11 protein-coding genes are annotated in these 13292 nt (G+C 70.2%); 5 read left to right on the top strand and 6 right to left on the bottom strand.

Annotation, left to right across the window (positions count from 1 at the left end; genetic code table 11):
• From VET29_RS09645 to VET29_RS09625, 5 genes are all read left to right on the top strand, one after another.
• The coding region (locus VET29_RS09645) for a substrate-binding domain-containing protein (protein ID WP_324917820.1) at window positions 1–582 on the top strand (582 nt) is incomplete at its 5' end.
• The gene (locus VET29_RS09640; RefSeq protein WP_324917817.1) at window positions 579–1835 is read left to right on the top strand and encodes a sugar ABC transporter substrate-binding protein; all 1257 of its coding nucleotides are present in this window, start codon (window positions 579–581) and stop codon (window positions 1833–1835) included. The genes VET29_RS09645 and VET29_RS09640, both read left to right, overlap by 4 nt.
• Window positions 1836–1947: 112 nt before the next feature.
• A complete protein-coding gene (locus tag VET29_RS09635; protein WP_324917814.1) occupies window positions 1948–3258 on the top strand; it encodes a carbohydrate ABC transporter permease in 1311 nt (436 codons plus the stop codon).
• Window positions 3251–4090 carry a carbohydrate ABC transporter permease gene (locus tag VET29_RS09630; protein ID WP_324917811.1) on the top strand — a complete coding sequence of 280 codons (840 nt, stop codon included), beginning with the start codon at window positions 3251–3253 and terminating at the stop codon, window positions 4088–4090. Before VET29_RS09635 ends, VET29_RS09630 begins: the two co-directional genes overlap by 8 nt.
• Before the next feature lie 5 nt (window positions 4091–4095).
• Window positions 4096–5619: a glucoamylase family protein gene (locus tag VET29_RS09625; RefSeq protein WP_324917807.1), complete on the top strand. Its 1524-nt coding sequence runs from the start codon at window positions 4096–4098 to the stop codon at window positions 5617–5619.
• Between the two features lie 94 nt (window positions 5620–5713).
• Here the strand turns inward: VET29_RS09625 and VET29_RS09620 are convergent, their stop codons facing one another.
• The 6 genes from VET29_RS09620 to VET29_RS09595 are packed head-to-tail and all read right to left on the bottom strand — an operon-like array spanning window position 5714 to window position 13276.
• Window positions 5714–6367, bottom strand: coding sequence for a TMEM175 family protein (locus tag VET29_RS09620; RefSeq protein ID WP_324917803.1), 654 nt, complete (start codon window positions 6365–6367; stop codon window positions 5714–5716).
• Between the two features lie 16 nt (window positions 6368–6383).
• Window positions 6384–8081: a metallophosphoesterase gene (locus VET29_RS09615; protein ID WP_324917800.1), complete on the bottom strand. Its 1698-nt coding sequence runs from the start codon at window positions 8079–8081 to the stop codon at window positions 6384–6386.
• Window positions 8082–8085: 4 nt separating this feature from the next.
• A complete protein-coding gene (locus tag VET29_RS09610; protein ID WP_324917797.1) occupies window positions 8086–9378 on the bottom strand; it encodes a cation:proton antiporter in 1293 nt (430 codons plus the stop codon).
• Entirely contained in the window at window positions 9378–10679 is a 1302-nt protein-coding gene (locus VET29_RS09605) for a cytochrome P450 (RefSeq protein ID WP_324917794.1), read from the bottom strand. Before VET29_RS09605 ends, VET29_RS09610 begins: the two co-directional genes overlap by 1 nt.
• Entirely contained in the window at window positions 10676–11710 is a 1035-nt protein-coding gene (locus VET29_RS09600) for an alpha-hydroxy acid oxidase (RefSeq protein ID WP_324917789.1), read from the bottom strand. The genes VET29_RS09605 and VET29_RS09600 overlap by 4 nt, the downstream gene beginning before the upstream one ends.
• Window positions 11711–11716: 6 nt before the next feature.
• Window positions 11717–13276: an NAD(P)-binding domain-containing protein gene (locus VET29_RS09595; protein WP_324917786.1), complete on the bottom strand. Its 1560-nt coding sequence runs from the start codon at window positions 13274–13276 to the stop codon at window positions 11717–11719.
• Between the last annotated feature and the right edge of the window lie 16 nt (window positions 13277–13292).

The following is a 13292-nucleotide window of genomic DNA, read 5'->3' as shown; positions in this document are numbered from 1 at the left end:
CCGCTCGTGTTGCTGGCGCGCACGCCGGTCGGCCTGGTCGACACGGTCACCGCCGACAACGAGCGCAGCGCCCGCGACCTCACCGCGCACCTGCTCGGCCACGGCCACCGGACGTTCGCGTTCCTCGGCGACCCGGACGAGTCGCCCGACGTCGCGGGCCGGTACACGGGGTTCCGCCAGGCGCTCACCGAGGCCGGGCTCGCCACGCCGGACCCGACGCCGTGCGCGTTCGACGTACGCGCCGGCTACGCGGCGGCCCGCGACCTGCTGTCCCGCACCGTGCCGGAGGCGATCGTCTGCGCCAACGACGAGGTGGCGCTCGGCGCGCTGCGGGCGGCGGAGGACCTCGGCCTGTCCGTGCCCGGCGACCTGGCGCTGACCGGCTGGGACGACATCATGGCCGCGGACTACGCGCGGCTGACCACCGTGCACCAGTCCATGCGTGCGCTCGGCGCGACCGCGGCCCGCTGGCTGGACGAGCGAATCCAGGGCACCACGACACAGGCACGCCGCGAGGTGTTGCCGACCCGGCTGGTGGTGCGGACCAGCTGCGGCGCCCACGAATCGGGAGGTACGACATGACCAGGCGATTACTGGCCGCGGTCGCGGTGGCGGCGCTCGCGCTGTCGGCGTGCGGTCGCGGCGGCGACGACGGTGCCGCGCGGCAGGGCGACGCGGTCGACGGCGGCAAGGCGGCCGGCGACATCACCGTGTGGGCCATGGGCACCGAGGGCGAGAAGCTGTCGCTGCTGGCCGACGCGTTCATGAAGGACAACCCGGACGCGAAGGTCACCGTGACCCCGGTGCCGTGGGACGGCGCGCACAACAAGCTGTCCACCGCGATCGCCGGTCAGAAGACACCGGACGTGACCATGCTGGGCACCACGTGGGTCGGCGAGTTCGCGAAGACGGGCGCGCTCGACGTCGTGCCACCGGACTTCGTGCGGCAGAAGGACTTCTTCCCCGGCGCGTGGGAGACCGGTGTCGTGGACGGCACCTCCTACAGCGTGCCGTGGTACGTGGAGACGCGGCTGCTGTACGTGAACAAGGCGATCGCCGAGAAGGCGGGGGTCACCTCGGCGCCGAAGACGTGGGACGAACTGACCCAGGCCGTCAAGGACATGCAGGCCAAGGGCGGGGCCAAGTACGGCATCTACCTGCAGCCCGGCCAGACCGGCGCGTGGCAGACCGTGATGCCGTTCGTGTGGCAGAACGGCGGGGACATCCACGACGGCCAGAAGTTCACCCTGGACTCGCCGCAGGTGGTCGAGGCGCTGGACTACTACCGGTCCTTCTACGACAGCGGACTGTCCTCACGGGACCGGCTCCGCGAGGGCGAGCCGGAACAGAAGCTGCTGGCGAACGAGGTCGCGTCGTTCGTGTCCGGGCCGTGGCACATCGGGCTGCTGAACGAGCTGGGCGGCAAGGGAAAGTACGAGCTGTGGCCGATGCCGAGCGGCTCGGGTGACTTCACGTCGTTCATCGGCGGCAGCAACCTCGCGGTGTTCAAGGGCACGAAGAACCGGGACGCGGCATGGAAGTTCGTGTCGTACCTGATGAAGCCGGACGTGCAGGTGAAGTGGTACCAGACGGTCTCGGACCTGCCGTCGGTGCAGGCGGCGTGGAACAACGAGGCGCTCGCCGGTGACGCGCAGCTGAAGCTGTTCGGTGACCAGCTCGACAAGGCCAAGGCGCCGCCGGCCATCCCGACGTGGGAGCAGATCGCGGCGGGTGTGGACACCGAGCTGGAGAAGATCGCGAAGGGCACGGAGTCCCCCGCCGACGCGGCGAAGGCCATGCAGGCACAGGCGACCTCGATCGGCACGGGTGGCTGACATGCCCCGACGGCCCGACGCGGCCGCCAACTCCGCACCGGGCTCGCCCCCGGATGCGGCACCGAGCCGGGCGCCGGCCGAACCGAGCGAGGCCGCTGGCACAGCCTCCACCGTGGAACACGGCGGAGCGCCAGCCGCGACCTCCGGCAAGGCGCCCGGCCCGGAGGCCGCCACGACCGCCGGACCCGCACCCGGCCAGGCACTCGACGCCGAGCCGAGGACGGCGACCGGGTCGCGGAGCGTGCCGGGCATCGCGCCCGACCGCACATTCACCCCCACCGCGACCGCCGGCAAAGCACCCGGCTCGGCGGCCGAGCCAACCGCGAGCGCGGCTCCCGGCCCGGCAACGGGCGAGGCACGGACGACGGCCGGATCCTGGGGCGAGCCGGGTTCTGACGCGGCGTCGAGCCGGGCCGGCTCAGGTGGGGCCGGCCGGACGGCACCTCGTCGGGAGCCCGGCCCGGCATCCACCGACGGTGCGACGGTCGAGGCGAAGCCCGGCAGGATGTCCGGTGCGCCTGGCACGGCCACCCGAGTGGGTTCCGGAGCGTTCTCCCGTGCGCTGACCGGGTGGGGCTTCGCGCTGCCGTTCGCCCTGCTGTTCCTCGTGTTCACCGCCGGGCCGGTGGCCGCGTCGCTCTTCATGAGTGTCACCGATCTGCGCAGTGCGGACCTTCTCCATCCCTTCGACGTCAACGTCGTCGGGCTCGACAACTACGTCCGGCTGTTCGGCGACGAGAAGTTCCTCACCGCCGCCGGCAACACCGCGGTCTTCGTCGTCGTCGGGGTGCCGCTCACCATGGCGCTGGCGCTCGTCGTCGCGCTCGGGCTCAACTCGGGGCTGGTGCGGTTCCAGACCCTCTTCCGCGTCGGCTACTACCTTCCCGTCGTCACGAGCATCGTCGCGATCTCGGTCGTGTGGCGGTTCGTGTTGCAGCCGGACACCGGGCTGCTCAACGAGTTCCTCGGCCTCTTCGGCATCGACGGGCCGAACTGGCTCAACAACCAGACGTTCGCGCTGCCGGCCCTGATCGTCATGGGCGCCTGGCGCAACCTCGGCTTCGGCATGGTGATCTTCCTGGCCGGGTTGCAGGCCATCCCCAAGGACCTGTACGAGGCCGCGACCATCGACGGCGCGCGGAGGTTCGCCCAGTTCCGGTACCTGACCGTGCCGATGCTGCGGCCCACCATGCTGTTCGTCGCGGTGATCACCACGATCGGGTACGTCCAGTTCTTCGAGGAGCCGTTCGTCATGACGCAGGGCGGGCCGCTCGACTCCACGCTCTCCGTGGCCTACGCCACCTACAACCAGTTCGGGTTCGGCAACTACGGCTACGCCTCCGCCATGGGCTACGTGCTGTTCGTCGTCGTGGTGCTGCTGTCGATCGCCTGGTTCAGGCTGCTGAGGAACAACGTTGACTGACACCCTGCGCGCACGTGACCGGGTCGCGAAAACGGCCCTGTACCTGGTGCTGGCCGGCGGCCTGGTGCTCGTCGTCGGGCCGTTCGTGTGGATGCTGCTGTCCTCGTTCAAGCCCGAGGCCGAGATCCGCGCGAACCCGCCGACCTGGTGGCCGCACGACCTGACCCTCGCGAACTACGGCAGCCTGTTCGACCGCCTCGACTTCCCCACGTACTTCACGAACTCGGCGGTCGTCGCGGTGGTCACGACCGTCGGCAACCTGCTGTTCTGCAGCGCCGCCGGGTACGCGCTCGCGAAGCTGCCGTTCGCCGGCAAGCGCGTGCTGTTCGGCGTCGTGCTGGGGACTCTGATGGTGCCGAGCATCGTCACGATCGTGCCGCTGTTCGTGCTGTCGTCGAACCTGGGGCTGGTCAACACGGTGGCCGGGCTCATCCTTCCCTATCTGGCACAGGCGTTCGGCGTCTTCCTGATGCGGCAGTTCATCCTGTCCATTCCCGACGACCTGCTGGAGGCCGCCCGCATCGACGCGGCGTCGGAACTGAGGATCTACTGGCAGATCGTGCTTCCGCTGTGCCGGCCGGCGCTCGCGACACTCGGCATCCTCACGTTCCTGGCCTCCTGGAACAACTTCCTGTGGCCGCTGGTCGCGGCGACCGAGGAGGAGACCTACACGCTGCCGGTCGCGCTCGCGCTCTACGCGATCGGGCAGAACCGGACCGAGTACGACATCCTGCTGGCGGGGGCCGTCGTGGTCGTGCTGCCGGTGCTCGTTGTTTTCGTCCTGCTACAACGTCATTTCGTTCGCGGCATCGCGACGACCGGACTGAAGTAGGTGCCATGTCCCGATTACGACTCGCCGTGGTCGCGATGCTCGCGGCCGTCCTGCTCACCCCTGTCACCCAGGCTTCCGCCTCCCCGCAACTGGGGTTGGTGCGTGACACGTGGCGTTCCTTCACCGCGATGACCGTGCCGGCGACCGGGCTGCCCGCGGACAACATCGGCGGCGCGCTCGACCCGGCCACGCGTGCGAGGTACACGTCACCGACGAACATCGGCGCCTACCTGTGGTCGGCGGTGGCGGCCGAGGACCTCGGCGTGATCTCGCACCGGGAGCTGGTGTCCCGGGTGCGCACCACGCTGTCCTCGGTGGCACGGCTACCGCGCCACGCGGCGTCCGGCCAGTTCTACAACTGGTACGACCCGGCGACACTGGCGCTGCTGCACACGTGGCCGGAGGACGGGTCGGTGGTGTACCCGTTCGCGTCCAGTGTGGACAACGCGTGGATGGCGGCCGCGTTGATGGTGGTGGGCAACGCGGTGCCCGAGGTGCGGTCGCAGGCACGGAACCTGTTGGCGCCCATGGACTTCGCGTTCTACTACGACGTCGCCGCACGTGGCCCGGACGTGCCGGCCGGCCTGATGCGTGGCGGCTTCTGGGACGCGGCCCCGCCAGCACCCCAGTGCTCGCTGCCCGGGAACTACACCGGCGCCGGTCCTGAGGTGTTCTACACCTGCCACACCTACGGCTCGTTCGCGTCGGAGACGCGGATGATCACGTACGTGGCGATCTCGCTCGGCCAGGTGCCGGCGGCGCACTACTTCGCGCCGTGGCGGACGTTCCCGGACACGTGTGACTGGGGTTGGCAGGAGCAGAAGCCCGCCGGCCGGTTCGTGGACCACCTCGGCGTGCCGGTGTTCGAGGGCAGCTACACCTACCGGGGACTGAAGTTCGTGCCCACGTGGGGCGGCGACATGTTCGAGGAGCTGATGCCGGACCTGTTCGTCCCGGAGGTCGCGTGGGGCCGCGACTCGTGGGCGCGGCAGCATTCGGTCTACGTGCGCGGCCAGATCGAGCACGGGCTGAACGACGCGAAGTACGGCTACTGGGGCTTCTCCCCGTCCTCCAACCCGGACGGCGGCTACCGGGAGTACGGCGTCGACGTCATGGGGCTGGACACCCCCGGGTACACGAGCGACCAGGAACGGACGTCGGTCGACGTCGGCTTCGAGGGTTGCCGGGACAGCCAGCCGCTGCCGGCCGCCTACGGTGACGGCGTGGTGACCCCGCACGCGGTCGTCCTGGCGCTGCCGTACCAGCCGCGCGCGGCGGCCACGGAGCTGGCGAAGCTGCGCCGCGACTTCGACAGCTACGGCCCCGGCGGCTACTACGACGCCATCGCCGTCCGCAGCGGCAAGGTGGCCAAGCGGTACCTCGCCCTGGACCAGGGAATGATCATGGGCGCCCTGGGTAACCTCCTGGGAGACAACGTCCTTCGCGACGCGTTCACCCGCGGTGGCCCGGAGAACCGGCTACGCCCGGTCATGGCGATGGAGGAGTTCAACCTCCCCCGTCACCAGTGACCCAGTGACGCTGGGGCGGGTGGGGGTCACCCCCTTCCCTCATCCGCCCCGGCTCGTTCCGCCTCCCGAATACCTGCCAGCGCCGGAACGGGCCTCAACGGCCCTTCCGCGCGATGATGCGGCGCGCGGCGAGCCGGGCCACGAGGATGAGGATCCAGCAGACCCTGCCCCAGGCGTGGCTGAAGAAGCTGACCGGGATCGAGATGAGGAAGCCGACGGCCGCCGCGCCCGCGCCGACCATCAGCTCTCGCATCGGGTGTGGCGGTGCCCCCGGGCGCAGCAGGCCGCCGCGGATGGCGTGCCAGGCCATCACCATCATCACCCCCGCGACCAGGGTGATGACCACGGCGTACAGGACCGGGCCGAGCACGAAGTCGCCGTCCTGGCTGTCCACCTTGGTGGCGAAGGGAACCAGGACGATGAGGAGCAACCAGACGAGGTTGAGCCGCCGCAGCGCCGGGTCCACCGCGTGGATCTTGCGGAAGAACTGGTGGTGAGCCATCCAGAACACCCCGATGACCACGAAGCTGATCACGAAGTTCAGGTACTCGTTGTGCAGCATGTGCGCGAACGAGTGCCAGACCTCGGCGTCGGTCTCGCCGTGCGGCACGGGGAGCTCCAACGCGAGCAGGGTCATCGCGATGGCGATCACCGCGTCGGAGAAGTAGATCAGCCGATCGCTGATGTACCGGCGGTCCTCGTCGTCGGTGTAGTGCGGGCTCACTTGGGTCGCGGTGCTGTCCGACATGGGTCGAGAGTGTGACTCAGGGCGTCCGCGGGACGTGGATCGGGGGTTCGATCAGCTCGGCGGTGAGCGGCTGCGCGGGGAGCAGCCACGGATCGGTGTCCGCGCCGTCCGGGTTGGCACGCCACTCGCGGCAGACCTTCTCGACCTTGACCGGGAAGATCGTGAGCGTGCCGTCGGCGGCGATGCGCATGCGGAGGAAGCCCTTGTAGTCCTCGATGCTCTGGCCCGCCATCACCTCGTTCAGGTTGATGCCGAAGCGGCTGGCGACGAGGAGGTACAGCGCGACCACCTCGGCGTCGAGGAAGCCGATCACGACCGGGGTGCCGACCGCGGCGATGAGGAAGGCGAGCCAGTCGCTCGCGGGGCCGTCTGGGAGCACGTCGTGGTACAGCCAGCGGATCACCAGTGCCCACCCGGCGCTCAACGCGAGGTGGCCGGCCGCGTGCAGCCCACCCGCGACGAGATGTCGCTTGTCGGTGGCGGGCAGGTCGATCCGGGCGAACGCCACACCGCCGAGCACCAGCACGGCCGCGACGACGAGGGCCGGGGACCACGCCGCCAGCAGGCCGAAGACACCCGACCGGACCGCGGACTCGGTGAGGCCGTGGAGCATGGCCAGCGTGGCGACGAGCTGGGTGAAGCCGGTGAGGCCCCAGAAGCCGGGGTTGCGCCAGGGCAGCGTGACGATGCCCGCGGTGAGACGGTCGGTGTGCGCCGGGTAGCGCGCCGCGAGGCCGAAGCGGGTGGGGTGGACGGGCTCGCGGACGCGTGAGTTGGGCGGCGGGAGCGTCAGCTCCTTGGGGAGGCGGTGGGTGGCGGCCAGGTAGGCACCGCCGTGGCCTGCGGTGATCTTCTGGGCGGTGCCGGCGCGTTCGGTGTAGCGGGCGTAGTGGTGCAGGTCGCCGGAGAGCATGACGCGGACGGTCGCGCCGCGCGGGCGGATGACCTCGCGCTGGAAGAACTCGAAGGTGTCGTAGCCCTTGGTCGCACCGCCGGAGCCGGCCGGCACCCAGGCGGGGGTGGAGGTGCAGAGGATGACCGCGTCGCCGTGCTGGAGGTCTTCCGAGGCGGCGCGGAAGTACTCGAGCTGGGGGGCGTCGACGTAGTCGTTGAACTGGGTGTCGACGGCGTAGAGCCACCAGCGGTGCGGGAGCTTGACGGCGAAGTAGCTGCGGGTCTGCGCGGTCTGCCAGCCGCCGAAGGGCCGGCGCTGGGCGAAGACGCGGAGGAAGGACGTGAGCCCGTCGTACCAGTCGTGGTTGCCGGGGAGGGCGAGCAGCGTCGGCGGGTCCGGCGGGCTGACGGGCATGGCGGCGCGGTAGACGCCCTTGGAGCGGTCCTCGTAGCCGCTGGTGGAGGCGGCGGGGTAGACCTCGTCGCCGCCCATGACCAGGAGCTGGCCGCGGCTGGTCGGCTCGCCGAGGTCGAGCTGTGGCGCGGCGAGCAGGGAGGCGACGGAGAAGGTGGCGTCGAACCCGTCCCCGAGGTCGGCCACGTAGTCGAGCCACAGCTCGTCGTGGTGGGCGTGGTCGTGGACGGTGGTGGGGAGGCTGCCCTGAAGCTCCCGCTTGTCCGCGTACGACCCGAAGATCTCGGCGACGAAGGACTGCGCACCGGTGGTGACGAGGACCTTGGGGGCGAGCCAGCGAACGGCTTTCCTCGGTTGAAAGCCAAGTTGTGCCTCGGACATGTCCTGGGGTCGCGGTCGTGCCATCCGTTCAGGGTGGAGCAAGATCGTCGGTATGTCCACGCCGAAACGGTTCCACCGGTTCTTCGGCGTGTGGAGATTTCGCCGGTTCCCTCCGGTCCAGGAAAGACAGCCATGGGGCGGTCATGATCGTCGTCACAAGGGCCACCAGGACCAGGGCCGAGAACAGCGACGGCGTCGCGATTCCGTTCTGCAGGCCCACGTTCAGCGCGATGAGCTGCATCAACCCGCGCGCGTTCATCAGCACGCCCACCCGCATCGCGACCGGGCGGGGTTCCCCCGCCAGCCTCGCCGCCGTGAAGCAGCCGCCGAACTTGCCCACGATCGCGGCGAGGACGAAGGCCACGGACAACAGCAGCAGCGCCGGGCTCACCAGAAGTCCGAACTGGGTGTTCAGTCCGGAATAGGCGAAGAACAGCGGCAGGAAAACGGTCTTCGTCACGGGGCTGATCGCCGCCACCACGCGGTCGGCCACCGGGCTGGACGGGAACACGTAACCCAGACAGAAGCCGCCGAACACGGAGTACAGGCCGATCGTGTCGGTGTACCACGCCGCCGCGAACAGGCCCACCGCGGTCACCAGCACCAGCTGCTCGGTCGCCATCCCACGCCGGTTGAACGCCCACGCCAGCGCCGGCCGGGCGACGAACGCCAGAAACAGTACGAAGAGGACGGTTCCGCCCGCGGTCAGCACGATGTGGCCCGGGTCCCCGGTCGCCGCGCCGATCACCACGGCCAGCAGCACCCACGCGACGCCGTCGTCCAGTGCGCCGCAGGCCATCGCGAGCGACCCGAACCGGGTGCCGGTCAGGCCGCGCTCGCTGATGATCCTCGCCAGCATCGGGAACGCGGTGATGGCCAGCGTCACCCCGACGAACAGCGCCGAGACCCACAGCGGCACACCGGGCGCCAGCACGTTCGACTGGTTGCCGACGCTCAGCACCAGCAGGATGCCCAGCAGCAGTGGCAGGGTCACCCCGGCCGAGGAGATCAGGCCGGCCGAGCGGCCGACCCCACGCACCCGCCGCGACTTGAACTCGTGCCCCACCTCGAACATGAACGCCACCAGGCCGATGTGGCTCACCACATAGAGCAACGGCCGGACGGCGTCGGGGAACAACGCGTCCTGCACGCCCGGGAGCACCCACCCGAGCAGCGACGGTCCCAGCAGGACACCCGCGATCATCTCACCGATCACCGGCGGCTGGCCGATGCGGCGCATCAACACCGTCACCCCTTGGCACACCACCAGAACCACAACCGCGGCAAGGAAGAACCTCGCCGTGGTCGACGCGATGTCCATCAAATCCCTCCCGACTCGAAGTACCGCTGACACAGGCGTTTGCGCCGCGCGTCCCACACCATGTACGTGCCGAGCACCAACTGCGTCACGCTGCGCGGGACGTCCGCCCAGCGGTCGAGCACCCGCATCAGCACCAACCGGACGGTCGGCCGGGCGCCCGAGCGGACCAGCAGCGCCGGCCCGCGGTTGGGCATCGACCGGGTGTGCGCGGCGGACGAGCGGACCTCGAACCGCCGCAACACCTCGAACGTCACCGCGCGCATCGCCAGGGGGACGAGTCCCCGTGCCGGGCAGGCCCGGTTCTGTGTCACTCCGAACGGAACGTGATTGGCATTCGACACCGTGCCCCACCGGTCGGGCTCGAACCGGTCGGCGTGGACGAACCCGCTGCGGTGGAACGACGGGTAGTCGAACAGGACCACCGAGCCACGCGGGATCGACAACGAGTCCACCGTGATGTCCGCCGACGTGATCCGGTGCGCGATCCCGAACAGCGGGTACAGCCGCCACGCCTCCTCCATGACCTTGTCGAGATGGTCCGGCTCCGACCGCACCCGCGCCTGGGTGCCGGGATGCTGTGCCAGCGCCATCAGCAGGTGCGCCATCCCCTCCGACGACTGCACCACCGCCGTGTTGAAGAACGCGCCCTGCAGGTAGAAGACCTTGTCCTCGAACGAGAGCAGCGACGGCAGCGGGTGCGCCACCTCGTCGAGACGCGCACGCAGGTAGGCCGTCAGCCGCTGGCGCCTGCGCATGTGCCGCAGGGACGTGCACTTCAGCGCCGACGCCACGTCGTTCGCGTTGCCCACGATGAGATCGCGTGCCTGGCGCGGACACGGGCGGCCGAACACCAGCTCGTAGTAGAACTCCGCCCAGATCGGCATCATCATGTCCCGCAACCGGACCGCGGTCACCGGTCGGTCGCCGAGCCCGTCCAGCACCCGCGCCGCACACTCCGTGGCCAGCCGCTGTGCGTCCCGGTGGCCGGACGCGAGGATCCGCCGCGTCGTCCGCGCGACGTCGGTGTACCGCTCCCCCGGTTCGATGTGCTCCTGGTGCGCGTGCGGGCCCGGCGCGAGCCAGTACCAGAACAGGTCCGACAGCGCGGCGCCCCGGCTCCGCCCGTCCGCGGCCGGACTCCGGTACACGGCAAGGAACTTCGCCGGCTCGACGCGCACCCCCTCCGGCCCGTTGACCCAGGTGAAGATCCGGTTCCGCAGCACGACGACCGTCCCGGGTAACCAGAACGGCAGGCTCGCGAGCAGCACCGCCACCGCGAGACCCACCAACACCCCCGTCACGGCGCCACCACCAGCTCCGGCGTCAGCTCGGCGACGGAACCCGCGCCGCACAGGGCAAGCGCGCGGTCCAGCTCGTTGCGCAGGGTCGACAGCACCCACTCGACCCCGGTCGCGCCGTCCAGTGCGAGCCCCCACACCACCGGCCGGCCAACCGCCACGGCGGTGGCGCCCAGCGCGCACGCCTTCACGACGTCGGTGCCGCGCCGCACGCCACCGTCCAGGATCAGCGGCACCCGCCCGCCGACCGCGTCGACGATGCCGGGCAACGCCTCGATCGTCGTCACCGTCGTGTCCAGCTGCCGGCCGCCGTGGTTCGACACGATGATCGCCGCGACGCCGTGTTCGACCGCCAGCCGCGCGTCGCCGGGGTGCAGCACGCCCTTCACGACGACCGGGAGCCCGGTGACCGACCGCAGCCAGTCGAGGACCGACCAGTCGAGGCTCGTGAACGCGATGTCCCGCACCGCCCCGTCCGCGTCGCGCATGTTCTCGCACACGAAACCCGGTGGCAGGTCGGTGAAACCGTTGCGCAGGTCGCGGGTGTGCCGGCCGAACACCGGCGAGTCGACGGTCACCACGAGCGCGCGGCAGCCCGCCGCCTCGGCCCGCTTGACGACCGTCGCGGTGAACGCGCGGTCCGGCTGCGGGTACAGCTGGAACCACAGTGCCGCCCCGGTCGCGGCGACGTCCTCGACGGCGACCGTCGACGCCATGCTGACGATCATGATCGTGCCGGTGGCCGCGGCGGCGCGCGCGGTCGCGGCCTCCCCGTCGGGATGCGCGAGCCGGTGGAACGCGGTCGGCGCGATCAGCACGGGCCAGGACGCCGGCGTGCCGGCCAGCACGACCGCCGGCGTCCCGCCGCCGCTGCCCCGCATCACCCGCGGCAGCAGTCGCAGCCGCGTGAACACGTCCTCGTTCGCTCGGGTCGTCAGCTCGTCGTCGGCCCCGCCCGCGAAGTAGTCGTACCGCGCGGGATCGAGCCGCTCGCGGGCCGCGTTCGCCAGCTCCGCGAGGGAAAGCACCTCCATACCCGGCTATCCGACGGTCAGGGCGGACAGCTGCCGCGCGAAGAAGTCACGCAGCGGCTCGCGATGTGCCACCTCGTTCGTCCAGTCGTTCTCCAGGTTTTCGGCGACGTGGTGCACGCCGAGCAGCGCGCCGGCCCGGAAGTGGCGCACCACCGGGTGCAGGTACGCCGCGTCGTGGGCCCGGCCGGGGTTGTCCTGGGCGACGCGGCGCACGGTGATGTCGAACGGGTCGACCTTGTCGTGGTCGGGGCCGTACTCGAGCGTGATCACGAAGAAGTCCGCGTCCCCCGCGAACTTCGCGTCGTGCACGAAGTCGACCGGCATCTCCTCGTGGTGGGTCGCCGAGTCCCCCGCCAGGACGATGACATCGCCGAGGAACCCGAACTCCTGCCACAGCGCGGAGGTCCGGTTCACCCGGTCCAGCACGGCGTCCGTGAGCGTGGCCGGGTCGGCGCCGATCGTGACCCGCGGCCACGCCACACCGTGGTGGCGTTGCTCCAGGATCCGGTGCAGTGCCCGGACGCAGTACCGGAACCCGTGGATGAACCCGCTCGTCGACTTCCTGAAGTCCCGGACCTGCATCAGGGTGCCCGCGAAGTGCAGGTCCGGGACGTTGCGCGACTCCCAGGCCGAGCTCTGCGACGGGAAACGGTCGTTGATGACCAGCGCGGGCCGCGCGGAGCCGGTGAAGATCGAGTGGTCGAACCGGAAGCCGGTCGCGCGGATCACCCGGTCGTAGCGCAGTTCCTTGGTGACCTCGTCGGCGCGGGAGAAGCTGACCGTGACCACGAACCCGTCACCGTCCCGCGCGATGTTCAGGATGTGACCGTCCAGCAACGCGTTCTGGGACTTCAGCTGGTAGGTGTCGAGGAAGTTGTTGTTGACCGCACGCAGGTGGCCGACGTAGTGCGACTGCCACGCCATGCGGATCGAGTGCGGGCCGGCGAGGTGGATGACCGCGGCGGTCTCGACGAGGTTGTCCGCGGTCTCGAACGCGGAGTTGCCCTTGCCGATGATCAGCACGCGCTGGTCGGTGAACACCTCGGGGTCGACGGACACGGACTCGTAGCCGTCCGCGAGCTCGATACCCGGAATGTCTGGGATGTAAGGCTTCGCCGGTCCCGTGGCGACGACCAGGACGCGCGCGGTGTGCGGCTCGCCGTGCTGGTCGGTGACCGTGAAACCGTTGTCGTCACGCTCGACCCGGGTGGCGCGCGTCTCGTAGCTGATCTTCAGGTCGGTGGCGGTGGCGTAGTCGGTGAGATAGCGGACCATGTCGTCGGCGGCCGGAAAGTACCGCTTCGAGTAGTCCGTGAAGAGCGGCCCGCCGTCGCTCAGGATGGAGTTCCAGTCCATCCTGAGGTTGAACTCCGCGTCGTTGGTGCCGGTGAAGCGCTTGTTGATCGAGATCAGCTGGCGATGGCGCGGGAACGTGCGGAAGAAGGTGCCGGGCGTCGGACCGGCCTCCAGCAGGCGGTAGTCGCGGCCGGCGCGGGCGAGGTGGTGGCCGAGCTGCAGGCCGGCCGGTCCCGCGCCGATGATGAGGTAGTCCGTGTCCGTCGCCATGCGCAGCCCTCTCGGG

Origin of the sequence: Actinophytocola sp. (assembly GCF_035634895.1) — a bacterium.
GTDB lineage: Bacteria > Actinomycetota > Actinomycetes > Mycobacteriales > Pseudonocardiaceae > Actinophytocola.
This window is presented reverse-complemented; position numbering and strand designations above follow the sequence as displayed.